The 25,328-nt window shown below is 26.6% G+C and carries 20 protein-coding genes; 3 read left to right on the forward strand and 17 right to left on the reverse strand.

The genetic code is table 11. The features are described from left to right. Positions 1-64: 64 nt before the first annotated feature. A complete protein-coding gene (locus ATCC9714_RS08780; RefSeq protein ID WP_057574264.1) occupies positions 65-2,179 on the reverse strand; it encodes an MGH1-like glycoside hydrolase domain-containing protein in 2,115 nt (704 codons plus the stop codon). Between the two features lie 155 nt (positions 2,180-2,334). On the opposite strand from ATCC9714_RS08780, the gene ATCC9714_RS08785 reads away from it, so the two are divergent. Both ATCC9714_RS08785 and ATCC9714_RS08790 read left to right on the forward strand, forming a co-directional pair. Continuing rightward, positions 2,335-3,159 (forward strand): sulfurtransferase, encoded by an 825-nt coding sequence (locus tag ATCC9714_RS08785; RefSeq protein ID WP_057574263.1) that lies wholly within the window; start codon positions 2,335-2,337, stop codon positions 3,157-3,159. Between the two features lie 73 nt (positions 3,160-3,232). Next, complete coding sequence (locus ATCC9714_RS08790) at positions 3,233-3,763, forward strand: hypothetical protein (protein WP_021121162.1); 531 nt, start codon at positions 3,233-3,235, stop codon at positions 3,761-3,763. A gap of 33 nt (positions 3,764-3,796) precedes the next feature. Here the strand turns inward: ATCC9714_RS08790 and ATCC9714_RS08795 are convergent, their stop codons facing one another. From ATCC9714_RS08795 to ATCC9714_RS08860, 14 genes are all read right to left on the reverse strand, one after another. After that, complete coding sequence (locus tag ATCC9714_RS08795; protein WP_054631342.1) at positions 3,797-4,540, reverse strand: FtsZ/tubulin family protein; 744 nt, start codon at positions 4,538-4,540, stop codon at positions 3,797-3,799. A 767-nt stretch (positions 4,541-5,307) separates the two neighbouring features. Further along, positions 5,308-6,252 (reverse strand): L-lactate dehydrogenase, encoded by a 945-nt coding sequence (locus ATCC9714_RS08800; RefSeq protein ID WP_055328677.1) that lies wholly within the window; start codon positions 6,250-6,252, stop codon positions 5,308-5,310. Between the two features lie 225 nt (positions 6,253-6,477). Beyond that, positions 6,478-6,984, reverse strand: a complete 507-nt coding sequence (locus ATCC9714_RS08805) for a PaaI family thioesterase (protein ID WP_021121192.1) — start codon at positions 6,982-6,984, stop codon at positions 6,478-6,480. 123 nt (positions 6,985-7,107) lie between these two features. After that, entirely contained in the window at positions 7,108-8,001 is an 894-nt protein-coding gene (gene rbsB, locus ATCC9714_RS08810; RefSeq protein WP_021129625.1) for a ribose ABC transporter substrate-binding protein RbsB, read from the reverse strand. A gap of 15 nt (positions 8,002-8,016) precedes the next feature. After that, positions 8,017-8,988 (reverse strand): ribose ABC transporter permease, encoded by a 972-nt coding sequence (gene rbsC, locus ATCC9714_RS08815; protein WP_021121254.1) that lies wholly within the window; start codon positions 8,986-8,988, stop codon positions 8,017-8,019. 2 nt (positions 8,989-8,990) lie between these two features. Then, the gene (gene rbsA, locus ATCC9714_RS08820) at positions 8,991-10,481 is read right to left on the reverse strand and encodes a ribose ABC transporter ATP-binding protein RbsA (protein WP_057545058.1); all 1,491 of its coding nucleotides are present in this window, start codon (positions 10,479-10,481) and stop codon (positions 8,991-8,993) included. Positions 10,482-10,511: 30 nt separating this feature from the next. After that, positions 10,512-10,907 (reverse strand): D-ribose pyranase, encoded by a 396-nt coding sequence (gene rbsD, locus ATCC9714_RS08825; RefSeq protein ID WP_021121186.1) that lies wholly within the window; start codon positions 10,905-10,907, stop codon positions 10,512-10,514. A 4-nt stretch (positions 10,908-10,911) separates the two neighbouring features. Continuing rightward, a complete protein-coding gene (gene rbsK, locus ATCC9714_RS08830; RefSeq protein WP_057545059.1) occupies positions 10,912-11,820 on the reverse strand; it encodes a ribokinase in 909 nt (302 codons plus the stop codon). 11 nt (positions 11,821-11,831) lie between these two features. Further along, positions 11,832-12,833 carry a LacI family DNA-binding transcriptional regulator gene (locus tag ATCC9714_RS08835; RefSeq protein ID WP_021129620.1) on the reverse strand — a complete coding sequence of 334 codons (1,002 nt, stop codon included), beginning with the start codon at positions 12,831-12,833 and terminating at the stop codon, positions 11,832-11,834. A gap of 284 nt (positions 12,834-13,117) precedes the next feature. After that, positions 13,118-14,155 (reverse strand): aldose epimerase family protein, encoded by a 1,038-nt coding sequence (locus ATCC9714_RS08840; protein ID WP_054631339.1) that lies wholly within the window; start codon positions 14,153-14,155, stop codon positions 13,118-13,120. A gap of 2 nt (positions 14,156-14,157) precedes the next feature. Continuing rightward, the gene (galT, locus tag ATCC9714_RS08845; RefSeq protein WP_057574262.1) at positions 14,158-15,675 is read right to left on the reverse strand and encodes a UDP-glucose--hexose-1-phosphate uridylyltransferase; all 1,518 of its coding nucleotides are present in this window, start codon (positions 15,673-15,675) and stop codon (positions 14,158-14,160) included. A 9-nt stretch (positions 15,676-15,684) separates the two neighbouring features. Beyond that, positions 15,685-16,851, reverse strand: coding sequence for a galactokinase (locus ATCC9714_RS08850; protein WP_057545061.1), 1,167 nt, complete (start codon positions 16,849-16,851; stop codon positions 15,685-15,687). A gap of 130 nt (positions 16,852-16,981) precedes the next feature. Continuing rightward, complete coding sequence (gene ebgA / locus ATCC9714_RS08855) at positions 16,982-20,050, reverse strand: beta-galactosidase subunit alpha (RefSeq protein ID WP_057545062.1); 3,069 nt, start codon at positions 20,048-20,050, stop codon at positions 16,982-16,984. A gap of 38 nt (positions 20,051-20,088) precedes the next feature. Then, on the reverse strand, positions 20,089-21,561 hold the full coding sequence (locus tag ATCC9714_RS08860) for an amino acid permease (protein ID WP_021129615.1): 1,473 nt from the start codon (positions 21,559-21,561) through the stop codon (positions 20,089-20,091). Between the two features lie 205 nt (positions 21,562-21,766). On the opposite strand from ATCC9714_RS08860, the gene ATCC9714_RS08865 reads away from it, so the two are divergent. Then, complete coding sequence (locus tag ATCC9714_RS08865) at positions 21,767-22,591, forward strand: AraC family transcriptional regulator (RefSeq protein ID WP_057545063.1); 825 nt, start codon at positions 21,767-21,769, stop codon at positions 22,589-22,591. Positions 22,592-22,642: 51 nt separating this feature from the next. On the opposite strand, the gene ATCC9714_RS08870 is transcribed toward ATCC9714_RS08865, so the two are convergent. Then, positions 22,643-23,149 (reverse strand): AAA family ATPase, encoded by a 507-nt coding sequence (locus ATCC9714_RS08870; protein ID WP_057545064.1) that lies wholly within the window; start codon positions 23,147-23,149, stop codon positions 22,643-22,645. A 247-nt stretch (positions 23,150-23,396) separates the two neighbouring features. Continuing rightward, on the reverse strand, positions 23,397-25,247 hold the full coding sequence (locus tag ATCC9714_RS08875) for an FUSC family protein (protein WP_081013586.1): 1,851 nt from the start codon (positions 25,245-25,247) through the stop codon (positions 23,397-23,399). Positions 25,248-25,328: the final 81 nt, after the last annotated feature.

A 25,328-nucleotide genomic window follows, 5' to 3' on the forward strand; every position in this document is an offset into this window, starting at 1 on the left:
TACTGATATAATATTAGTAAATATTATATCAGTATATAAATTATATGGCTAATAAAAAACTATATTATAATATATATTTATATATATTATAATAAGCTGCTGCAGACCAACTAAAGTTTGTAGCATTTAATCCTTCTCCTGTTTCAGGATTGTAATTCTCTCTTATTGGCTCCTTTTCCATAAGACCCTTTGCATTATTAAATAGCTTTTTAGCTATTATTTTTGCATCTTGATAATATCCATAATTTTCAAGACCTTCTATCAAAAATAATGCTTGGTCTAACCAAACAGGCCCTCTCCAATAATCTATAGGATTATATTTTTTATTATTTTTGCTTACTGTTGGTATAGGCATAAAAGTATTAAATTTATTCTTATCCATTATATTGTCTCTAACTTTTTTAGCTTGTTCATATGTAGCAACATTTGCCCATAGAGGAATAAATCCTTCACATCCTTTTCCACTATTAATCAATAGTTTCTTTTTTTCTAAACTCCTTCTTATGTCATAATAGTATCCTGTTTCATCGTCATACATATACTGATTAATGTAATTTTTTATTTTGATGGATTCCTCAATATACACCTTGCTTTCTTTTTCTTTTCCCAATTTTTTTGCAATTTTAGATAAAATTAATTTTTCTTTATATAAATATGAATTTAGATCTACAGACTCTTGATTTATAGTGTAACCTATAACTGTTCCATTATCATCTACACTTTTATTTACCTTAACTTTATACTCATCTGATTGTTCTAGGTCAAACCTAATAGCATTATCCATTCCACTCTCCCAGGTTGTTGCTAAAATTATTTCTTTTTCAGAGTTATTTTTTTCGTCTATCATAGCTCCATATGATACTACCGCGTCCTCGCCACTACATCTATTTCTATACCACCAATTATGATACCTTGTTAATTTAGGATACATCTCCTCTAAAAATTTTATATCGTTACTTTTTTTATAAATTTCATAAACTGACCAACTAGCTAATGGAGGTTTGCTATTTCTATCATTCCAATTAAATCCCATTCCACCTCTAGCTGTTGACTTATTAAAAAAAATACAATCTATCAAAGCGCCTTCATCATAAGGTCTTAATTCATCATCTTTAATAATTTGATAATCAAATATAGATTTTATATTTTCTTTAGCAATTTCTACATCAAAATCAGCAATTGCAACAGAATGTTTAAAAGAATCCCATGCCCATAAACCATTAAAATAATGATATGTAAAAGATGGTGTAATTCCTCCGTGTTTTAATGCCCCTGCACTACTTCTGTAGTTGGTGATTAATGTATTTATACACTTAACCGCTACCTTTTTATATTCATCCGAAATATTTTTCTTAGACTCCACAATATCTATATACTTTTTCCACCTCTTAGAGTTTAATTTTAAATAACTATTGGGATTTTTAAATACTTTTTCAATAATCAATTTTTCATTTTCATATTCTTTTTTTGAGAAAGTATATGATTGTGTAGAGTAGATAGTAAAATTTTTTTTAGGTTTTATTTTTTTATTTAAATAAGTTTGATAACTATTTTCATATATAGATGTTATCGTATCTACTGAATTATTAATTTCAAATCTCATTTCTTTATTAGATAAAAATGAACTTTCATCTAATATATCAGAAAATAAAACTTTAATTCCATTTTGTATTTTCTCTAATTTTAATTTATTAGATTTTAATTTATTGTCTTTTAAACTAAAATATTGATTAAATATCTCTCCTTTAAAATTAATATTTAAATCTAAGTCTTCTAAAGTATTATTTTTTATAGTAGTTTTTATTAATGCACTCCTAGGTGATATAAATATTAATTCTAACTCTAATGTCATATCATCTAGTTTATAATACTGATACAATTTTCCTGGGTAGTAATCAAATTTTACATTTTTAGATTCACCTAAATTATATTTTTTATTATTAATATTATTTATAAGTTCTATATTACATATATCATTTGATAAATTTATAGGATATTCTTGTGCTAGTATTAAAGGGCCTTTAAATCCTCCATACGATAATTTATTTTCTAATTGAGGAAGGTAATAACCGTGCCATGCTCCCATATCAGAGAATGTATTATTTTTATTGTTAAGATTTTTATCTAATAAATTTATTTCAGGATTTGCAGATATATTTAATAAATTTTTATATTTCATAAATATCCTCCATTTCTTTTTATATTTAATACGCATTTTTTTCTTTTTCTCCTTTTTCTTTTTCAAATAATATATTAGGTATTAGTATAGTTTTATTTATAGTTTATATATTTAGTGGTATATTTAAATATATAAACTATATTAGGAGGTTTTATATGAAAAATTTTGTAGATTGCTGTTTTATCTCAGATTTTAAAAATATAGATAATCTATTTTTAATAGATTGTAGGTTTGACTTATTCGATCCTGATTTAGGGTATAAATTATATCAAATTGACCATATTCCAGGTGCTTTTTATTTAGATATAAATAAAGATATTTGTGGAAAACCTTCTATACATGGTGGTACGCGTCCACTTGCTGATATCAAAATTTTATCAAATAAACTTATAAATATAGGTATAACTATGAACTCCACTATTGTAGTCTATGATGAAAAAATATATAGTTCACCTAGACTATTTCTTCAGTTAAAATACATGGGATATAAAAATGTATATATATTAAATGGAGGATTTAATGCGTGGAAATCTAATAATCTACCAACTACATGTGAAATTCCAAAACTTAATTATAATGGATTCTTCAAAGAAAATTTAAACGAAAGTTTAGTTTGCAATATTGAATATGTTAAAAATACCATTAACTCTAATGAAATTGTTTTAGTTGACTCTAGAGATAACAATAGATATACTGGAGAATTTGAACCTCTATACTCAAAGCCAGGTCATATACCAGGTGCAATAAATATTCCTTGGCATAATAATATATCTGCTAATGGTTATGTAAAAAGTTTAGATGAGATTAGTAATAATTTTTTACCATTAAAGGATAAAGAAGTTATTTTATATTGTGGATCATGTATAGAAGCTTGTATAAACTATGTGTTATTAGATGAACTTGGCTATAATTCTAAGGTTTATATAGGAAGTATGAGTGATTGGATTAGTTATAATGATAATATAGTTGAAAAACTATAAATATTTGAGTTTAAAATATTATAGTAATATGTTAAAATATCATAGTAAATTTACAATATCAAAGGAGACAGTCATGAAAAGAGAATTTTTAACTAGTGAAAAAATTTTTTTACAACCAACTAAATTTGCAGATTTATTAGTAGATAGTTCAGGATATGTTGACTTACATGAAAAATTATCCTCTAGTGATTTAGAATATAGCGATGATAAAGTTTTTGAGGTAGCTCCAAGTGGGTTTGTAGACTTTAATCAACATCTATATGAAGATATAAACCACATGAACTCTATAAGCTGTGGTATATATCTAGAAAGATCCCTAATAACTTTTAGAATATTCTTATGGGGATCAAGAGGCGAAGGTTTTGAAATATTTAAGCATGTCTTAAGAGGTGATGAAATAGACTCTTTAAAATCTATTGAAGATATAAAATTTTATATGCATAAACATTTAGAAGAACTTGAAGATGGTATATTAAAAACATATAGTATGAATGCACGCCATTCATTTGAACAACTTGGAATGGGTATAGAAAGCAAAAAGCTTCCGTTACATAGCATACTTCAGTTTATGAGTATAGATAACAATTTATCTGATTTTAGGTAATAAAAAAAGCTGTTAATCAACAGCTTTTTTTATTTAATTATATAATATACCCATTTTTATTTTATCTTTTAAATCCTCATTTAAAGCTAATGTGAAAATCAAATCGCACTTACTATCTATTTTACTTTGTATATTTTCAAGCATTTCATTTAAAATTGATAAAACTTCTTCAATTTTACAGTAATCATTTCCTAAGCTTATAAATACTATTCCTTTTTTCTTAGTAAGTTCTTCATTAGTTTTTATTATAGACTCAAATAATGATTCAACTAACTCATTATTATCCATAGATTTATCACTTTCAATAAATCCGTGAGCTAATCCTTTTTCTTTTGATAATATTTCTTTTAGATCCGTTAAGTCTATATTTATAGTACAATCTTCTGAAACAGATTCAACCATAAGATTTATTAACTCGCAAATTAAATCCCTATTTTCATCATTTATAACAAACTCTGCATTAAAATCAAATTCAACTTTCTTTTCATCATTGTTAACATCTAAACCTATAGATACTATTCTTCTCTCTTTTGCCATAAAGTTTACAGCTTTCACTATATCACATGTTCTTTGTTCTTTAGAGTTATATGTTATAAATACAATTTCTATTTCATCAAGTATTTTTGCGGCATAATCCTTATCTATATCTTGATTAATTGATATCTTTTCGGTAGATAGTATATTTTTATTATTTTTATAATTTACTATATATTCTAAACTTTTTATTCCATCATCACTTACTCCAATTACTTTTGCATATTTATTATTAAAATCCATAATATTACTCCTTAAAATTTTTAATATTTTTAGTAAAAATTCTATATATTTACTATTATTAACCTTTTATGATTTCTTAGTATTATATTACTAAAATAACACTTCTTAGTAAAGTATTGATTTTTATAGAAAAATTTATAATATTATATAGTATAATTTACAATTGCCTACTGAATACGCTATAGATAAATAAAAAGGTCTATCAGTTAATAATTTGATAGACCTTTTTAAGTATTTATATTTTCGGTGTGCAATTTTTATCCTCCTTGGATAATCAATTTAATTATCATAACTATTCAACTTCATAATCCGGTGAGTAATCATAGTCTTTTTCCATCTCATATCCAAAATACTCTAAAGTAATGTAGTTTTCCATATATTTTACCTCCTATTTTTACAAGCTATTAATTGATTTATCATATATAAGTTATATCTCATATATGTATTTTGATTTTTCATATTCTTTAAAATTCATATATTGAATTGTTTTTTTTATTTACTTCATTTTCTAAATTAAATTCAAATTTTTTATTCAGTTTTATAATCAGGTGTATAATCGTAAAGTAAGTCTAATTCATATTCAAAATATACTATTTCATTATCTTTCATAAAATCCCTCCTCTTTTTTTGCAAGTTATTTTTATGATTTTTCATTATATTTAAATTATATGCAAGATGTATAAAAAAATTTACATATCTTATTTCAAAATTTTAATTTAATTATTTAAATAAAAAAGATATGAAATTTCATATCTTTTTCTTACTTTTTATTTTAAATTAAGTTTTTTAATATTTTCTTTCATAATATCTATAGATTTATCAAGTTTTTGTTTCTCTTTTAACTCTAATGGTAATTCTATTATATTCCTTACTCCATTTTTATTAACTATACTAGGTACAGATATGTATACTTCTTGTTGTCCGTACTCTCCATTTAAATATGACGATACCGTTAGTATAGTATTTTCATTTTCAAGAATAGCTTTTGTTATAGCAGTAAGGCCCATACCAATTCCATAATATGTAGATTTCTTTCTTTTAATTATCTCATAAGCTAAATTTTTCACTTCTTTTTCTATTAAATCTAAATCTTTAAAAGTTATATTTTGATTATTTCTAGATACTATCTGGTAAATTGGTTGAACACCTTGCATTGCATAACTCCACGCTACAAACTGAGAATCTCCATGTTCTCCCATTACATAAGCATGAACATTTTTAGAGTTTACATCTAAAATTTCACTTAATATATATCTAAGTCTAGATGAATCTAATGTTGTCCCAGATCCAATTACTCTGTTTGATTTATATCCAGATAACTTAAATGCTACATATGTCATTATATCCACAGGGTTCGTAGCGATTAATAAGATACCATTAAATTTAGTTTTGTTTATCTGGGAAATTATATCTTTCATTATTAGTGTGTTTTTATTTAATAAGTCTAATCTTGTCTCTCCTTCATTTTGTATAGCTCCGGCAGTTATACATATTATAGATGCATCATCACAATTTGAATAATCTCCTGCATATATTTTCATTTTTCTATTTCCAAAATTTAATCCATGATTTAAATCCATAGCTTCTCCTATAGCTCTATCTTTATCCTTATCAATTAAAACAAGTTCTTCACAAGTTCCTTGATTCACCATAGAATAAGCATAACTCATACCAACCATGCCAGTTCCAATTATAACAACTTTATTTTTCATATAAATTTTCCTCCAAATTATATTTCTAATATATAAATTATTCCCTAAAGTTAAGTTATAAATGCTTTTATATATTAGAAATTTTATAACTTGATAAAAAGTAAAATATATAAATACATGGCTTTTGGATATGCTAATTTATTCTCTAATATTTTGAAAATAAATTAATAAAGGGTTAGATCAATATAAAATTCGAACTAACCCTTTGTTAATTTATATGTATAATTATAACTCTATATATTCCAATTCTTCTTCATCTTTTACTTCTAACCACTCTTTTTCAATATCATTTTCATCTTCTATGATTCTATTAACTGGCATTTTCATGTATTTTCCCGTAGCTGTTACTGCTATTTCTCCATTCGGAAGTATTATTTCACCACTTCCTTCAAACAACTTTCTAGTATCTCTTGTTATTCTTCCAACTACCTTTATAGTACAATCCGTAGGTACAGGTTTCTTATATTTTAAGTCTAGTGAAACTGTAACTCCCCAAACTTCACCATCTAATATAGTTATAGCTCGTCCTATAGTTTCATCAAGTATAGCTGCCGACATACCTCCGTGCATTCTTCCTGGATAACTTTGATGCCATTCTTTTGTATCACATATTGCTAATAATTCATCGTTTTCCAATTCATAAAATTTGGCCTTTAGTCCCAAGTCATTGTCAATCCCACAAACTACACAATGGCTACTAATGTTTTGTTTTTTTAATATTTTGTGTTTCATATAGTTTTGCCTCCAATCTTATATAGACTAACTCCCCTTAAAACATTATAGCATAACAAAAACTTTGATGTAATTTAAAAAATGACTAAGGTTATTTAATAACCTTAGTCATTTTTAATTCTTTTATTTTGTAACTAATTGTAATTCTACAGGTATAAAATCATCTACTTTTTCGCCATTTAAATACTTATTGGCAACTTTTACAGCTGTTTCTCCTATTAGTATTGGTTGTTGTGCAACAGTTGCAGCCATAGTACCTTTCTTAACAGCATCTACAGCATCATCAGTTGCATCAAACCCAACCACTAATACATTATTCATATTAGCATCTTCAAGTGCTTTTGATGCCCCTAAAGCCATTTCGTCATTTTGAGCAAATACAGCATTTATATCACCCTTAGATTGAATTATGTTTTCCATAACACTAAGCCCTTTTGTTCTATCAAAGTCAGCAGATTGTTTTGCTATTATTTTTAAATTACTTCCTTTTATTCCATCTTCAAATCCTTTACCTCTATCTCTTGTTGCTGATGAACCTGCTATACCTTCAAGTTCAACTATATTCCCTTTATTACCTAACTTATCTATTAAAAATTTAGCCGCCATATCTCCACCAGCTATATTGTCTGATGCTATATGAGATAATACTTTGCCTCCATTAGAAACTCTATCTACTGTCATAACAGGAAGATTTGCATTATTAGCAATCATAACTGATGCTACTGCCGAGTCAGAATCTACAGGGTTAAGTAAAACTAAATCTACATCTTTTACTGTTATATCTTCCATGTTAGATACTTCTTTTGCTGGATCATTTTGAGAATCTAAAACTACAACTTCATATCCAAGTTCTTTTGCTTCTTTTTCAACACCCTTTTTTAAATCAACAAAGAAAGGATTGTTTAATGTCGATACTATAAGTCCTATTTTTTTAGTTTTTTTATCTGTTTGGTTACAACCAACCAACATAAAACTAGCTAAAACAATAGTTAAAATTATTGAAAGAAATTTTTTCATTATAATCTTCCTTTCTTAATTACTTTTTCTATCAAGTAATACAGCTATTAATATAACTATACCTTTTACCATCATTTGGTAATATGATGATACATCTAAAATGTTAAGAGCATTACTAAGTACTCCGATTATAAGTGCACCTATTATAGTCCCACTTATTTTACCTTTTCCTCCAGTTAACTTTGTTCCACCTAGAACAACTGCTGCGATTGCATCTAATTCATATCCTGTACCAGCTGTAGGTTGAGCTGAGTATAGTCTAGAAGTTATTATAATACCTGCTATAGCTGATAGTATACCACTTATAGTGTATACCCATATTTTTATTTTATCTGTATTTAATCCCGATAATTTTGTTGCTTCTTCATTTCCACCTAATGCATATGTGTATCTACCCATTTTAGTATGATTTAAAATATAATAACATGCTATAAATACTACTACAGTTATAACTACAGGTGCTGGTATACCAATTATTGTTCCTCCACCTATTTTACCAAACGACATAGCTAATGCATTACTTCCTAAAGTTATAGGCTTCCCATCAGTAAACACTAATGTAATACCTCTAAATATTGTCATTGTTGCAAGTGTAGCTATGAATGGTTGTAACTTTCCTTTAGCTATTACAAATCCATTTACAAATCCTACCACTGCACCACATACAGCAGCTGCTATTACTGCCACAAAAATACTTTGACCTGATGCTAAAAGTGATGCTGCAAAAGCTCCACTAATAGCTAGTACAGATCCAACAGAAAGGTCTATACCTCCTGTTAAAATTACAAATGTCATACCTGCTGCTATTATAGCATTTACTGATGTCTGTCTTAATATATTTAATATATTTCTAGTGCTTAAAAAAGATGGACTAAGCACTGAAACTACAACTATTAATAATAATAGCCCAACTAATGACTTATACTTTATTAATAAGTTTTTAAAATCCATTTGTTTATTTTCTTTTTGACTTATCTTCGCTTCCATGATTAAGCCTCCTTTACTGTAACTGCATATTTTAATATACTTTCTTGAGTTGCATCTTTAATGTCTAATTCTCCAGTTAATCTACCTTGACTTAAAACTAGTATTCTATCACTTAATCCAAGTATTTCTGGCATTTCAGAAGATATCATAATTACCGCTTTACCTTGACTTTTAAAGTTATTTATAAGATCATATATTTCTTTTTTTGCACCAACGTCAACTCCACGTGTAGGTTCATCAAGTATAAGTACATCAGGGTTTGTCATGAGAGCTTTAGCTATTGCTACCTTTTGCTGATTTCCACCACTTAAGTTTTTAATTATTTGTTCCTCACTTGGAGTTTTAATGTTCATTTTCTTTATATAATCTTTCACTTGATTGTTTTCTTTTGATTTATTTAACTTAAACAAACTAGATATACTATCTAAAGAAGAGATTGTCATGTTTTCTCTTACAGATAATGACAGTATTAATCCATCTCCTTTTCTATCTTCAGATACATATGCTATTTTATTTTTAAGTCCATCTTTAGCTGATCTATTATTTACTTCTTTTCCATTAACTAAGACTTGTCCACAGTCCTTTTTTATATGTCCATAAATAGTTTTAGCTAATTCTGTTCTTCCAGCTCCCATAAGTCCGGCAATTCCAATAATTTCTCCACTTTTCACATTAAAAGATACATCATTTATATGCCTATTAGAAATATTTTTAACTTCTAACACTACATTACCTTTTTCTACTTCTTGTCTTGGAAACTGATCTGTAAGTTTTCTTCCAACCATCATCTCAATCATTTTATCTTCATCTAGATTGCAGATTTGTTCACTTCCTACATACTTACCATCTCTTAAAACTGTTATGTAATCACAAATTTCAAAAATTTCTTTTAATCTATGTGATATATAAACAATTGCTTTTCCTTCATTTTTTAAATCTTGTATTACTTTAAATAAACTTTCCGTTTCTTTATCTGTAAGAGCATCTGTAGGTTCATCCATTATTATTATTTTTGCATCTAAAGATAAAGCTTTTGCTATTTCTACCATTTGTTGTTGTCCGATACTTAAGTTTCCAACCAATTCTTTTGAACTAGTTTTTATATTTAATTTATTTAAGTATTTATCAGCTTCTTCATATAGTTTTTTAAAATCTATTCTTAATCCTTTTTTAGGCTCTCTTCCTAAGAATATATTTTCACCTATAGTTAAGTCTTGTATTAGATTTAACTCTTGGTGTATTATTGCTATTCCTTTTTCTTGTGCATCCTTTGGCCCTTTTATATCTTCTAAATTTCCGTTGTAATAAATTTGACCTTTATCTTTTTTATAAACTCCACTTAATACCTTCATAAGTGTAGATTTTCCTGCACCATTTTCTCCCATAAGAGCCATTACTTTACCTTGATAAAGCTCTAAATTAACTCCATCTAAAGCTTTTACTCCAGGGAACTCTTTAACTATATTTTTCATCTGCAAAATTGGACTTTTCATATAGATGCTCCTTTCTATCTTAAAAGTTTTTTAAAATACAACTCCTGATTTTAATATTATATTTGAGTATGGAGTACATTCTCCTGTTCTAATTACTGCATCAGAGTTTTTAGTCAATTTCTTAAACTCTTCATGTTCTACCATAGTAACTTTTATATTTTCAAATCTTTTTAAAATTTCATGATACATTTCATCAGCTGCCTCTTTTATTTCTACAGCTATTATTATTTCTTCTACACATAACTCTTCAAGTACTGTATCTAATGTATCTAGAAAAGTTGGGACTCCATATTTTAAAGCCAAGTCTATTCTCTTTACATCTTTAGGTATAGGTAATCCGCAATCACCAATAGTCAAACTGTCTGTATGTCCCATTTGAGATATAACTGATGAAATTTCACTGTTTAATAGTTTTCCTTTTTTCATAACCTTACCCCCTAAAATTATTAACTTCTTCTAAAGTTGGCAGTGAACTTTGTGCTCCTTCTTTAGTAACACATAAAGCTCCTACTTTTGATGCAAAATCCATTGCATATTCTACATTTTCACCTTTTGAAAAAGCTACAGCTAAAGCTCCTGTATAGCTATCTCCAGCCGCTGTAGTATCAATAGCTTCTACTTTGTATGATTTTTTAAATCTTTCTATATCTTTATTTATATATAAACTTCCTTTTGACCCTAATGTAACTATTAATTCTTTTACACCTTTTTTTATCATTACTTTTGCAGCAGTTAATATATCTGCTTCATTTTCTATAGTTATTCCGCTTAATATTTCAAGTTCCGTTTCATTTGGTGTAAGTAAATCTACATTTTCAATTATAGAATCTTCTAGTTTTACAGCTGGAGCTGGATTTAAAATAGTATATTTTCCAAATTCCTTAGATTTTTTTAAGGCATACTTTATAGTTTCTAAAGGAGTTTCTAATTGAACCACTACTATATCACTTGTTTTTATAGCCTCTACATTCTTATCTATATCATTTTGATTTACTTTAAAATTTGCTCCAGGAGTAACAACTATTGCATTTTCTGCATTTTGATCCACAGTTATCATAGCAACACCAGTTGAGCCATTTTCTTTATGTATGTAAGTTGTATCTACATTATCTTTTTTTAATGCATTTATTAATGTTTCACCGAAGCTATCAGTTCCTACTTTTCCTACCATAGTTACATCTCCACCAAGTCTTGCCATAGCAACAGCTTGATTTGCACCTTTTCCACCAGGTACTTCTTTAAAGTCGCTTCCTATTAATGTTTGTCCTTTTTTAGGCATGTTTTCTACATTTACAACTAAATCCATATTTAAACTACCTATTACACATATTTTTTTCATAACTGACCTCCTTAAAGTTTTTGAGATGTTGAACTTCTTATTACAAGTTCTGGTTTAAATATTATTTTATCTATATTATTAATTGTTTTATTTTCTAAACTGTTTATAAGTATATTTGCTGATTCATATCCCATATTATAAGAATTTTGTTTTATAGTTGTAAGTTGAGGTTCAATTATACTTGATGTTTGAATATCGTCAAATCCAACTACACTTATGTCTTTAGGAATTTTTATATCTTTTTCTTTTAAAGCCTTAATAGCTCCTATGGCTATTAAATCATTTGCTGCACAAATAGCTGTAAAGTTTATATCATTTAAACTTTGTATAGTTTCATAAGCCCAATCTAGCGAATATTCTCCTTGTATGACAAGTTTTTCATTGTAATTTATCTTCGCTTCTTCTAATGCTTTTTTATATCCTTTTAATCTATCTTTTGCTATTTGTGTTTTTAATGGTCCACTTAGATAAAGTATTTTTTTATGATTCATACCTACTAGGTGTTTTATTTCTAAATAAGTTCCTTCTTCATTATCTAAACTTACAACACCTCTTAAATTTTTTATATCTATCTCTTTATCTACCAATACAATAGGCTTATTGGATATATTATATGTTGAACTAATTTCTGTTTTTGATGATGGAGCAAAAATTATACCATCAACCATTTTTTCACTTAGTGTATTAAATGCTAGCTCTTCTTTGTATAAGCTTTCATCTGTATTACACAAGATTATATTGTATCCTTCATTTACAGCTTTATCTTCTGCCCCTCTAGCTATGTCTGTAAAGAATGGGTTTCTGATATCCGGAATTATAAGCCCTATAGTTTTAGTTTTTTTAGTTACTAGACTTTGTGCCATCTTATTTGGTACATAATTTGTTTCTTTTATAATATCAAGTATTTTCTGTCTTGTAGCTTCACTAATCTTTTGGTCTTTATTATTCAATACTTTCGATACGGTAGTTTTTGATACCCCAGCTAAATCTGCTATATCTTTTATAGTTATCAACTATATCCTCTCCCCAATCTATATTAGTATGTTATATTTAGGGTTACCGGTTATCCTTTTTTATAAATATAACATACTATGTCGAATTAATGCAACACATTTTTATTTGTATATCATTTTAAAATCGTTTTCCGAAATTATTTAACGCAAAAAAATGTTCATTATCATAGCATTTTCAATACTTTTAATGAACATTTTTTTATATTATATTTTTTATTGTATTTTATGATACACTGTTTAAAATATTACTATAATTTTTATTTTAATTATTATGCATTAAATATTTACTCAGTAATATAAAATTTATATTCTGTTATTTGAATATACTCGCTATCTTTTTCTAATATAGATCTTTCTAAAAAGCACATATTTTGTCCAATTGGAGGAGCTTGGGTTTCAAAACATATTCCAAATCTCCTTTGATTAGTTTTATTGTTATATAAAACTAGATCATCAGTAAAATTCATGCTATATACAACAACACATTCTTGATTCGTTTTTATATCCATAGCTCTTTTAGATATCTTATCTTCTAAATGTATTTTCCCTTTATTCAAAATAAATGGATGATCATATCCACAGCCAATATTTATTTGATTATGACTTTTATCAATATCTCTACCTATTGATTTTAACTTTCTAAAATCAAAGGGAGTATTATTTACATCTATGTAATTTCCAGTTGGAACACTTGTAGCGTCTAGTTCTAATATAAAATCACTATTTATTTGCATATATTGATTGGTAACTGGATTTTTTAAATTTCCACTTAAATTAAAATAACTGTGATTAGTCATATTAACTAATGTTTTTTTATCACTAGTAGCTTTATAAATTTGTTTTATTTTAAAATTTCTACTAATTTCAAAAGTTACTTCTGCATCTAGATTTCCAGGATAATTTTCTTCTAAATCTTTACTTTTACAACTAAGTATTAGTTTAAATTCATCTTCATTTTTAATGTAATTTACATCATATATTTTTTTATTAAATCCAACGTTTCCACCATGACCTTGATTTATACCATAGTTCTTAGATAACCTATACTCTTTATTATCTATAGATATTTTTCCATTATAAATTCTCCCTGATGTTCTTCCAATTATAGCCCCCATATAAGATGGATTTTCTATGTATCCATTTATATTTTTATATCCTACAACTATATTTTCTAAGTTATTATCTTTATCAGGAGTTATTATTTTGGTTATTATTCCACCTAAGTTTAATATCTCTACTTCAAAACCATTATCATAGGAAATGTTATAAGCTATTATATCTTTATCATTTAAATGACCTACTGTAGTTTTTTTATATATCATATTTAAACTCCCAAATATTTTTTTAGATTCTGTATATATCTATTTCGAGCTTTTAAGCCTTCCTCATCAAACTTAAATACTCCACAATCCTCTAAAACTTTTTTAAATATTAATCCAACTTCATCTTTTAAAATATCATCTATAGTTTCTTTATTAAAATCTCCATATTTCTTCTTTAAATAGTTAAACCATTCTAAGTGTAAGTTTAAATTTTTTAATATATATTCTTCATTTTTTTCTTTTAATAAACATTTTTTAATTATTTCAAGTTCCTCTTTTAGTCTAGCGGGCAAAACAGCTAATCCTAAAACCTCTATAAGTCCTATATTTTCTTTTTTTATATGATGTAGTTCTTTATGAGGGTGAAATATTCCATCTGGATGTTCTTCGCTAGTTTTATTATTTCTAAGTACTAAATCTAATTCAAAATTTTCACCTTTTCTTCTAGCAATTGGAGTAATAGTATTGTGTAATGTATTTTCTGTATGAGAGTGTATATTTACAACCTCATCTGTGTAACCTTTCCAATGATTTAGTATATAACTTGCTAGTATGCTAAGTTTTTCTCTATTATTTGAGTTTAATCTAACTACAGATAGTGGCCATTTTATCATAGATATATTTACATCTTCATATCCTTTTAAATCTATTTTTAATATATCCTTTGCTCTATCCATAGCAAATTCATATCTTCCCCCTTGATAATGCTCATGACTTAATATAGATCCTCCTACTATTGGTAAATCTGCATTAGATCCTATAAAATAATGAGGAAATTGTTCTAAAAAATCTAAATTTCTATCAAAAGTATTTTTACTTATAGTCATTGGCTCATGTTTATCAGAAAATATTATGCAATGCTCATTGTAATATGAATATGGTGAATACTGTAAATAAAACTTACTTTGATTTAAATTTAATGGGATTATTCTTAAATTTTGTCTAGCTGGATGATTTAATCTTCCTCTATATCCAACATTTTCTTTACATAATAAACATGTTGGATATGAAGAGGTTTTCAATTCTCTTGCCTTTGCTATAGCCTTTGGATCTTTTTCTGGCTTGGATAAGTTTATAGTTATATCTATATCCCCATACTCAGTATTTGTTTTCCAATTTATGTTTTGTGCTATCCTATTTGTTCTAACATAGTCACATGATTTACTTAAGTTATATAAATAATCAGTTGCACTGACTTTATCTTTTTTATACCTTTTATTAAATTCCTTTGTTACTTCAGATGGTCTTGGTATAAGTAAACTCATTATCTTAGTATCTAATAAATCTCTATATACAGATGTATTCGATTCCAATATATTTTTTTCATATGCATAATCTAATAAATTATTCATTATATCTTCTAAATTATCATCCCCTAAAACTTCTGTAGGAATTGTGTATTCATCTAGATTAAATAGTTCTATAAGAGAATTTCTTATATATACCTTATCTTCTTCTAAAAATAGTTCATGTTTTAATCCATAGTTTATAAGTCTTTCAAAATCTGTATATATACTCATATTACCTCCCTAAACTAGTTCTCTAGTTCCATCTCCTATTTTAGCTACATAAAAATCAGCATCATATCCTATTATCTCTCTATATCTTTTTGAAACATCTTTTATAAAATCATCTTTCATATCTTTTTTAACTATAGACACAGTACATCCTCCAAACCCTGCACCTGTCATTCTAGATCCAATTGTTCCTTCATGATTTAGTGCTAGTTCAACAAGTGTATCTAGTTCTTTCCCTGTAACTTCATAATCATCTTTTAGTGAGTTATGGGAATCAACCATAAGTTTTCCAAATGTATTTATATCATTTTCTTGTAAGGCTTTTACAGCCTTTAAAGTTCTTTGGTTTTCATAAACTGCATGTTTTGCCCTTTTTTGGTTGGTATCATTTAGTATCAAACTTTTATTTTCTTCAAATACTTCTTCTGTTAAATCTCCTAAAGATTTTATATCCAACTTTTCTTGAAGATTTTCTAAAGCTTTTTCGCATTCACTTCTTCTTTCGTTATATTTAGAATCTGCAAGCCCTCTTCTTTTATTTGTATTTCCAATTATAATTACTTTATCATCTAAATCTATCTTAGAATATTTATAATCTAGAGTATTGCAATCAAGTAGTATTGCACTATCTTTTTTTCCCATTCCTATTGCAAATTGATCCATAACCCCACAATTAACACCTATAAATTTATTTTCAGCTTCTTGACAAAACTTTACTAGTTCAACTCTATCTATATTTAAATTTAATAAATTATCTATCATAACTCCCATAAGTAATTCTATTGATGCAGATGATGATAATCCAGCTCCATTGGGAATATTTCCATATACAACCATATCAAAACCTTTATCTATTTTATATCCATGATTTCTAAGTACAGAAATAACTCCCTTAGGATAATTAGCCCAGTCATGTTCTTTTTCATTTTTTAATTCATTAATATCAAAACTAATTACTCCTAAATTTTCAAAGTTCTTAGAGTACATATTCACGCTATTATCATTTCTAAGTGATATAGCTCCATAAGTTCCAAAGCTAAGCGCACAAGGAAATACATTTCCACCATTATAATCTGTATGTTCTCCTATTAAATTAACTCTTCCTGGTGAAAAAAATGCTTTTATATTTTCTCTTTCTCCAAAAATTTCTTTAAATAAATTTAAAATATTGTCTCTCATATTATATCCCCTTTATAAATCATAATTTTATATTTATAAAAAAATATAGTTAATATACTAAGCATTAAATTCGTTTTAGACTTATGAATTTTCTACTTAGTTATTAACTATATTTATAATAATTTATATATTATTTTATACTTTCTCTTCCTAAGCTAACTTCACTAACTTCTTTATTGTTAAATATAGTTAATCTAAATTGTAAGTTAAATTGTTCAAACTTGCATCTATACTTATCTAATTGCCATTGTCCACAAGAGTTAGTACCTACAGCGTTTTGTTTGTAATCTATATTAAATACTATATAATCTCTTTTTACTAAGTCTATAGTGTGTTTAGCATATTCTAAATCTGTATCTTCATAATATGAAGCACTAAAGTTAAATTTATCATCGGCAATAGCCATCAAACTCATACCTCTATCATTTCTTAAGCTAACCCAAGAACAATCACTTCTATTTCCATTTTCTTGAGGCTTTACATAATTTGTAAATAATCCATCAATATTATTTTCATAAACTCCAAATAAGTTAGCTTCTCTAGTGTCCGGATAGGATTCTCCTGGACCTCTTCCTTTGTATTTAACATTTTCTAAATCTTTGTTAACTCTCATTTGAAGACCTATTCTTGGTAGCATTTCTGGAGCTGTATCTATTTTTCCTGAAGGAATTCCAGATACATTAACTAAGATATCTCCACTTCCAAATACTTTATATTCATAAGTAGATTTAAAATGCCATGCAGAATTTGTTGTTCCATTTATAGTATCAACCTTAAATGTAAGAATATTTTCTTCTAACTTATATTCTACATTCCTTACAACTTCGTGCATTAAGTGCATGAAATATTTTTTCTTGTAGTCTTCAACTACATACATATCATTATCTATTGGAGCTCTCCAAAAGTTTAATCTTGGTCCTTCTTCAACTAATTTATATTCATCTCTAGTTATATTTAGTATATGTCCTCTTACTAAGTCAAAATCAACTTTAAAGTTTTCACCTTTAACTACTAAAGTACAGTGATCCTTAATTACTTTTAAACTACCTTTTGGCGTAACCTTAACTTTTTCAGTTTTTATTGGTAACTCAAACTGTGCAGTAGCTAACTCATGACCAGCCTTAGCCCAATCACAGTCTTCTTTTAATACATAAGATATATTTAAGTAATAAGTTGCCCCATCTGTTTTAGGGAAATCCAAACTGTATGGTAGCGTTATTTCACAAGTTTCTCTACCTAAAACTGAAGGCATTTCAACTCTTTTACTTGTAATAACTTTATCATCTTCTTTTATATTATATACTAATTCTAAAGTATTTAAATTTCTAAAGTCATATCTATTTATAACTTTTAATATTCCTTTTTCTAAATCTACTATAGATGTTTCAGCTGGCTCTATAACCTTTTTATACTCTAAAAGTCCTGGAGAAACTGTTCTATCTGGCATTATAAGACCATCTATACAGAAGTTTATATTACTTGGATCATCGCCAAAATCTCCACCATATCTATAGTAAACTTCTCCATTTTCAGATACTGTGTGAATTCCATGATCAAACCATTCCCATATAAATCCACCTTGTAATTTATCATATTTATAGAATAAGTCTTGGTATTCTCTTAAATTTCCAGGTCCATTACCCATAGCATGGCAGTATTCACATAATATATGAGGCTTTTTAATATCATTTATTATTTTATCCATTAGTAACTTATTGTCGTGTTCTAACCAAGTGTACATAGTACTATATACTTCTGAAACTGGTCCATCTTCTTCTGCTACATTAAAATCACCTTCATAATGTAGAATTCTAGTTGGGTCTAAATCTTTACATTTTTTTGCCATAGCTTTAAAATTGCATCCAAATGATGATTCATTACCCAAAGACCACATTAATATAGATGGATGATTTTTATCTCTTTGCATCATTCTTTCTATTCTACTTACATGAGCTAATTCCCAATCCGGATCATCACTTATCCAAGCATAATCTCCAGTTAGTTCAAATCCATGACATTCTAAATCCGTTTCATCTATTACATATAACCCATATTCATCACACAATTCATATAAATAATGAGAATTTGGATAGTGCGCAGTTCTTACTGCATTTATATTGTGTTGTTTCATTAATATTATATCTTTTTCTATTTCTTCTTTAGCAACAACTCTTCCATTCTTAGGATTATAGTCATGTCTATTAACACCTTTAAATTTTATTGCTACTCCATTTACGGTAAATACCTCACCTTTTAATTCTATTTTTCTAAATCCAACTCTTTGAGGTATGACTTGTACTACTTCTCCATCCTTATAAACACTTATCATTAATGTGTATAAGTTTGGTTCTTCTGCACTCCATTTTAATGGACTTTTTACTTCCTTAGAGAAATTTAAATTTTCTTTAACTTCTACTATTTCTTCAAATATAACTTGTTTATTATTATCTAATAATTCAAATTGAACTTTTTGATTATCATAATTTCTAAACTTTAAATCTACATTTAACATTGCATTTTCATACTTTTCATCTAAATCTGTAACTACCGTTATGTCTTCTACTCCATGTGTTGGTTCAGTATAAAGTTCTACATCTCTAAAAATTCCACTTAGCCACCACATATCTTGATCTTCTAAGTAAGTTCCATCACTCCATTGATATACTCTTACTGTACATTCATTATTTCCACATCTTACATATTCTGTTATATCAAATTCTGATTGTATTCTAGCCCCTTTACTGTATCCTACTTCTTTTCCATTTACCCATACATTGTACGATGAATCTACACCATTAAACTTAAGTATGATTTTTTCTCCCATCCAAGATTCGTCTATCGTAAAGTTTCTCTTGTATATTCCTGTTGGATTTTCAGTTGGAACATATGGCGGATTTATCGGAAAATTATACCATAAATCTGAATAGTGCATTTTTCCATATCCTTGTAATTGCCAATTTCCTGGAACAATTATATTATTCCAATTATCAGTATTATACTCCTCTTTATAAAATCCTTCTGGAGAGTATTCTGGAGCATCTAAAAATAAGAACTTCCAACTTCCATTTAGATTTTTATAGTTGTGTGTATACTTTTTTTCTCCTATTAAAGCTAATTTTTTCGATGGAAAGCTTAGAAAATGAGCTCTTGCATCTAATCTATTTATTCCATCTATATGTATGTTTTCCCATAATTTCATACTAATTCTCCCCTTAACCTAATTATTTTTAATTTATATTATTTTATAGTTGTAACTTCATTAGCTACATCTTTTCCAACTTTCTTTTCATATTTATTCCAACATATTTGTGCAAATCCTAAGAATACAACTAAACCAACAACATTATAAACAAGTACAAACAAAGGATTAGTTGATCCTTCTGCTAAAGTTCCATTAAAGTATGCTGCTATATCTGCTGGTGATGGAATAGATGATATTATAAATACAAAAGAGAATAGACCTAATAATAATATCCCTAATGTTATTCCTAAACCTCTTGATCCAACCTTAAAACTTCTTTCTATATAATCTTTTTTAGCTCTTAATACTATATAACCGACTAAGAAGAATAAAACTGGTATTAGCGAAGTAGATGCAGTCATGTTTATTAACATTTCAAGTAGACTGTCTACTGAACCTATACCAAGTGCTGGTATTATTAAAAGAACTGTTACTATTATAGCTTGAAGGTATAATGCATTTACTGGATTCCCTTCATCATTTGTCTTAGCTACCCAACTTCCAAATATACCTTCTGGTATTTCTGAAAATAATACTTTAACTGGTGCTGCAGTCCATAATACTAATGAACCTAAACTTGCAAGTAACATTATAAATCCAACTATATTGGTAATTATATTTCCTATACCATAGTGAGAACCTAATATTAAAAATGAGTCAAATAAACCATTTGAGAAATTTCCAAATAAAACTTTTTCTGGTACAACTATACCTACAGCCGCTGCTCCTAGTGCATATAATGCCCCTACTAATATAGTTGAAAATAACATTGTTTTTATAAATGCTTTATTTCCACCTTTTACATCTTTAACATAAACTCCTATACTCTCAGCTCCGCCTACTGCTTGTAATACCCAAGCTAAAACCATAAAGTACGTCCAGTTAAACTTTGGCATTATTGTTTCTGTGCTAAACTGTTGTGCTGGTTCTTTTCCTAAAAATATTATTACTCCAAATGATAAAACTATAAACCCTATACCTAATACCATCCTTGCTACTCCAGAAATGTTAGTTATCTTTGATATCCAACTTACTCCTTTAGTCGATAGTATAGTTACCCCCCAGAACATTACTATCGATAAAATAGATATTAAAACTGTTTTTCCATCAAATACATTTCTTCCTACAAAAGCATATGATGCATATATCAATGTTTTTGGTAGTAATGATGTAAAGAAAAACAAGTTAACAAAGAAATATGACCATGATCCTAAAAATGCCCACTTAGCACCTAATGATGTTTTTATCCAACTATTAATTCCTGATTCTGAATTTTCATTTGCAGATGCAAATTCTCCTATCATAAGTGCAAATGGAAAGAAATAAAATATAGTACCAAATATATAAGACGGTATTGTAGCAAGCCCTATATTAACACTACTATCAATTATGTTTCCAAATGAAAATACAGCTGTAAATGTCATAAGCATTAATGCTGATGAACTAAGACTACCTCTTCTTTCGCTCATTTTATCAAACTCCTTAAATTTATTTATATACCCAATCCCCAAGAAAACCTTTTCTTGTTATATCCTTATAATATAACTTTTCATAAACTATCTCAATGTTCTAATGTTGCTATAATTTGTATTATTGTTGCATTTTATATTTGACAGTAATAATTTTTTGTTTTAAATTTATAGTTGTAGAAAACGTTAACTTAGGAGGATTATTATGAGCAAAATAGGAATATTTTCTACAGATTTAAAAATTAGTTCAGAGTTATATATATTTGAATGTGGATTTGAACATTGTGAGCCTAGAGATCCTTATCAGTACGAACAAATTGATTATTATTTAATTCACTATATACTAGAAGGTGAAGGATTATTTTTTATAAAAGATCAAGTTCATAATTTAAAAGCAGGGAATGGATTTGTTATTCCTCCTAATACTGATAATAATTATTATCCCTCTACGAAAAATCCTTGGGTTTATCGTTGGATAGGTATCAATGGTTCTAAGGCTAAAGAACTACTTACATTATGTGGTTTTTTTAATAATGATAATTATGTATTTAAATATGATAAAGATGATCAACTTGATAAACTATTTGAATCTATATATAAAAACTGTGATTCCAACTATCACTTTAAAGCTTTGGGATATTTATATCAAACTTTATCCTTACTTATGAATGAGCATTCTATATCTTCATTACAAGAAGATTCAAGCTCTCAAAGTTATATATCTAATGCTTTAGAATTTATAGATAAAAATTTCGATAAAAATATATCTGTTTCAGATATTTCAGATTACTTAAACATTGATAGAAGTCATTTTTATAAAATATTTAAACTTCACATGATGAATACGCCTCAGCAATATCTTATTGAGTATAAATTAAAAAAAGCTTGTGACTTACTTAGAAAAAGTAGTTATTCTGTATCAGAAATAAGTAACTTAGTTGGTTTTTCATCTCAATCTCATTTTTCAAAAACTTTCAAAAAAAATTTAAACTTAACTCCTTTAGAGTACAAATCCTTATTCATAAAATAAAAATAGATACATTTAAATGTATCTATTTTTATTTTATGAATAAGTTAAAATTTAATTATTTATTATATTTTTTATATTTTCAACTATTTCACCTATACTTTTATTAACTGTATCTATTTTTAAGGTATTCATATTTTTATATAATTTCAACTTATCTAAGCTTCTTTTTATATTATCTTCATCTCTAATTCCAGATTTGATATCTTTTTTTATCCTTTTTACTAAAGTATCTTCATCACAAATTAAAGTTATTTTATATAAATCAATTTTATCCATATTTATTTTGTATAATATAGAATCCATTATTTCATCTGTATGAATTACCCAGTTTAATATTATATGCTTAGATTTGGAATTTTTAATAAAATTATTAATTAAATAGGTTATATTATCTATTACCATATATTTATTTTCACTTGTAACCTCAAAAGGATTCATCATCCAACAATTATCTCCATCTAACCAAAATGAATTATCTAGTTGTTTATACAAAGCTTTACTTACACTTGTTTTACCTACACCCATAACTCCATTTATTATAATTAGTTTTTTTCTCATACTTCTCCCCTTTTATTTTAAATTAAAGTATTTTTATTATGTAAAAACATAAATTTAATATTTACCTTTAATTATATAATTAACTTTAATATGTATAAATAAATTTAGATTATTAAAATATATTTTTCATAGACAACATAAAAAGAGAGCGAATAATATTATTCGCCCTCTTTTTCATTTGTCAAATACAAAACAATCTACACATTATAATTTTATAATACCCTCTTAGATATACTTAAAACATGTTCTATGCATAAGATTTTGTATCTTCATTGTTTTCTAATATATATAATAAATTTTTGTAAACTATTTTATTATCTTTATCATTAGAAGAATTTATATTATCAATAACCATATCTTTAGCTTTTTCTAATGTAATTGCATTTTCTGGATTAGTTATAACAGATTCAACATCATATTTATCTTTTGTAGATTTTAACTTTAAATATAAACTATACATATTAGACATCATAATTTTTTTATCTCTTAATAAATTATTATGGTTTGAATCTTTAACTAAATCTTGCATTGATATAATTTTGTCTTCTATTAAAGTTGATATTAGCACTAAATTTTTAACTTTGTGTAAGTTACTTTGATCTTTAACACAAAGTTGGATTTCTAAAGACATTTCTGATATAACCTCTTTATACATATTTATTAAAGATTTATATCCATTTTTAGCATTGTATGGAAGTATTAATTTGTTTATTATTAAAGCAATAAACATACCTAAAATAACAAATAAAAATCTATTTAATATAAATATTTGAGGAGGCCCAAAAGCACAAATAGCACCTATTGCAGATATAGTATTACATATCATTAAATCTCTGTAATCCTTAGTATAAGAACTAGTGTATCCCGCTAAAATTATAATAATTCCTCGTATACTTTTTTCTTTAAATATAGAAAATAGAATAAATACAATAAAACAACCTACTATAGTTCCGACTATTCTCTTCTTTGATTTTGTGATACACATTTCAGAGTACGGTTGAATAAGAGCAAATACAGTAAACATTATCCATCTTCCTTCACTTAAATGGAAAAAATCTTTTATAAACCCGGCTATAGCTATACCTAACCCAACCTTAAATGCATAAGTAAATCTTGTAGAATTTGTATTAAAATTTCTTTTATATACTGATAGTTTTTTAAATTCTTTTGGAACATCTAGCTTATCTTCTAAATTCATTTTTATTTCGTTTTGTCTATAATCTTGAAAGCTATCATATATACTTTCTATTGAGTCATAAAATTCATATAGGTTTATACAATCTAAGTTATCATAAGAAATGGGATTTTCTATTGAGTTCTCACTTATATATAAGTTTAATTTTTTTAATTCTATATACATTTTATCTAAAGAATCCTCATTTACCAAATCATTATTATTCTTATAGTTATTTAATAATATGGAAATTCTCTCAAAATTAAATAGTATATTTAAAATACTTACTCCCTTTGGAGTTATAAAAAAATCTTCTTTTCTGTTGTCATAAAGTATTTTCTTTAATGTTTTTATTGATGTATCAATTTTTGAATCAATATTAGTTAAATTAAAATCATTATTTTTTATAAGTTCAACTTTTTTTAATATATCATTACTTATACTACTTAATAACTTATTACTAGATTTTTCTAGTTTATTTTTATTTACAATTAACTGAGCTACTATTATAATCACTGCTCCACTTATTAAGGCTATCATCCTCATTGGAAGTTGGTCTATAGTTACAGGAGTACTTACCATAAATAAATACTGTAATCCAAATGCCACGTAAAGTGGACTTCTTAAATCATAACTAAATATATAACCAACTATAAATATTGCTAAAAAGTTACATAATATTCCTAAGAATATATTTTGTACTGATAAAAACGCTAGTATGCCTAAAAGCACATTAATGAATATAAATTTAAGCATATTTTTTATTGGGGATATAGTTAAATCTCTTTCAAGAAGCATAAGCATTGCAGTTATTACCGTAACTCCTATTAGAGTATTTTCACTTCCAAAACCCGATATAAATAAGTTTATAAATACTAGAATAAATATAAACAATAGAGTTTTTGATAAAATTAATTTTTTCATTATATTCTCCTTATTTTAATAAATGTTTCATTTGACGATAATACTAATTCTATCAGATTTGAATTTTTATTCAAATTTCGC

It is taken from the genome of Paraclostridium sordellii (genome assembly GCF_000953675.1).
In the GTDB taxonomy this organism is placed as follows: Bacteria; Bacillota; Clostridia; order Peptostreptococcales; family Peptostreptococcaceae; genus Paraclostridium; species Paraclostridium sordellii.

Excerpts from the sequence above, each read along its gene's own strand:
- rbsD (WP_021121186.1), bottom strand. The coding sequence starts at position 10,907 with ATGAAAAAAGGAAAACTATTAAACAGTGAAATTTCATCAGTTATATCT.
- ATCC9714_RS08795 (WP_054631342.1), bottom strand. The coding sequence starts at position 4,540 with ATGGATTTTAATAATAAATATGCAAAAGTAATTGGAGTAAGTGATGAT.
- ebgA (WP_057545062.1), bottom strand. The coding sequence starts at position 20,050 with ATGAAATTATGGGAAAACATACATATAGATGGAATAAATAGATTAGAT.
- rbsA (WP_057545058.1), bottom strand. The coding sequence starts at position 10,481 with ATGAAAAGTCCAATTTTGCAGATGAAAAATATAGTTAAAGAGTTCCCT.
- ATCC9714_RS08805 (WP_021121192.1), bottom strand. The coding sequence starts at position 6,984 with ATGAAACACAAAATATTAAAAAAACAAAACATTAGTAGCCATTGTGTA.
- rbsK (WP_057545059.1), bottom strand. The coding sequence starts at position 11,820 with ATGAAAAAAATATGTGTAATAGGTAGTTTAAATATGGATTTAGTTGTA.
- ATCC9714_RS08850 (WP_057545061.1), bottom strand. The coding sequence starts at position 16,851 with ATGAGAGACAATATTTTAAATTTATTTAAAGAAATTTTTGGAGAAAGA.
- ATCC9714_RS08865 (WP_057545063.1), top strand. The coding sequence starts at position 21,767 with ATGAGCAAAATAGGAATATTTTCTACAGATTTAAAAATTAGTTCAGAG.
- rbsB (WP_021129625.1), bottom strand. The coding sequence starts at position 8,001 with ATGAAAAAATTTCTTTCAATAATTTTAACTATTGTTTTAGCTAGTTTT.
- ATCC9714_RS08790 (WP_021121162.1), top strand. The coding sequence starts at position 3,233 with ATGAAAAGAGAATTTTTAACTAGTGAAAAAATTTTTTTACAACCAACT.
- galT (WP_057574262.1), bottom strand. The coding sequence starts at position 15,675 with ATGAGTATATATACAGATTTTGAAAGACTTATAAACTATGGATTAAAA.
- ATCC9714_RS08840 (WP_054631339.1), bottom strand. The coding sequence starts at position 14,155 with ATGATATATAAAAAAACTACAGTAGGTCATTTAAATGATAAAGATATA.
- ATCC9714_RS08875 (WP_081013586.1), bottom strand. The coding sequence starts at position 25,247 with ATGAAAAAATTAATTTTATCAAAAACTCTATTGTTTATATTTATTCTA.
- ATCC9714_RS08870 (WP_057545064.1), bottom strand. The coding sequence starts at position 23,149 with ATGAGAAAAAAACTAATTATAATAAATGGAGTTATGGGTGTAGGTAAA.
- ATCC9714_RS08780 (WP_057574264.1), bottom strand. The coding sequence starts at position 2,179 with ATGAAATATAAAAATTTATTAAATATATCTGCAAATCCTGAAATAAAT.
- ATCC9714_RS08800 (WP_055328677.1), bottom strand. The coding sequence starts at position 6,252 with ATGAAAAATAAAGTTGTTATAATTGGAACTGGCATGGTTGGTATGAGT.
- ATCC9714_RS08785 (WP_057574263.1), top strand. The coding sequence starts at position 2,335 with ATGAAAAATTTTGTAGATTGCTGTTTTATCTCAGATTTTAAAAATATA.
- rbsC (WP_021121254.1), bottom strand. The coding sequence starts at position 8,988 with ATGGAAGCGAAGATAAGTCAAAAAGAAAATAAACAAATGGATTTTAAA.
- ATCC9714_RS08860 (WP_021129615.1), bottom strand. The coding sequence starts at position 21,561 with ATGAGCGAAAGAAGAGGTAGTCTTAGTTCATCAGCATTAATGCTTATG.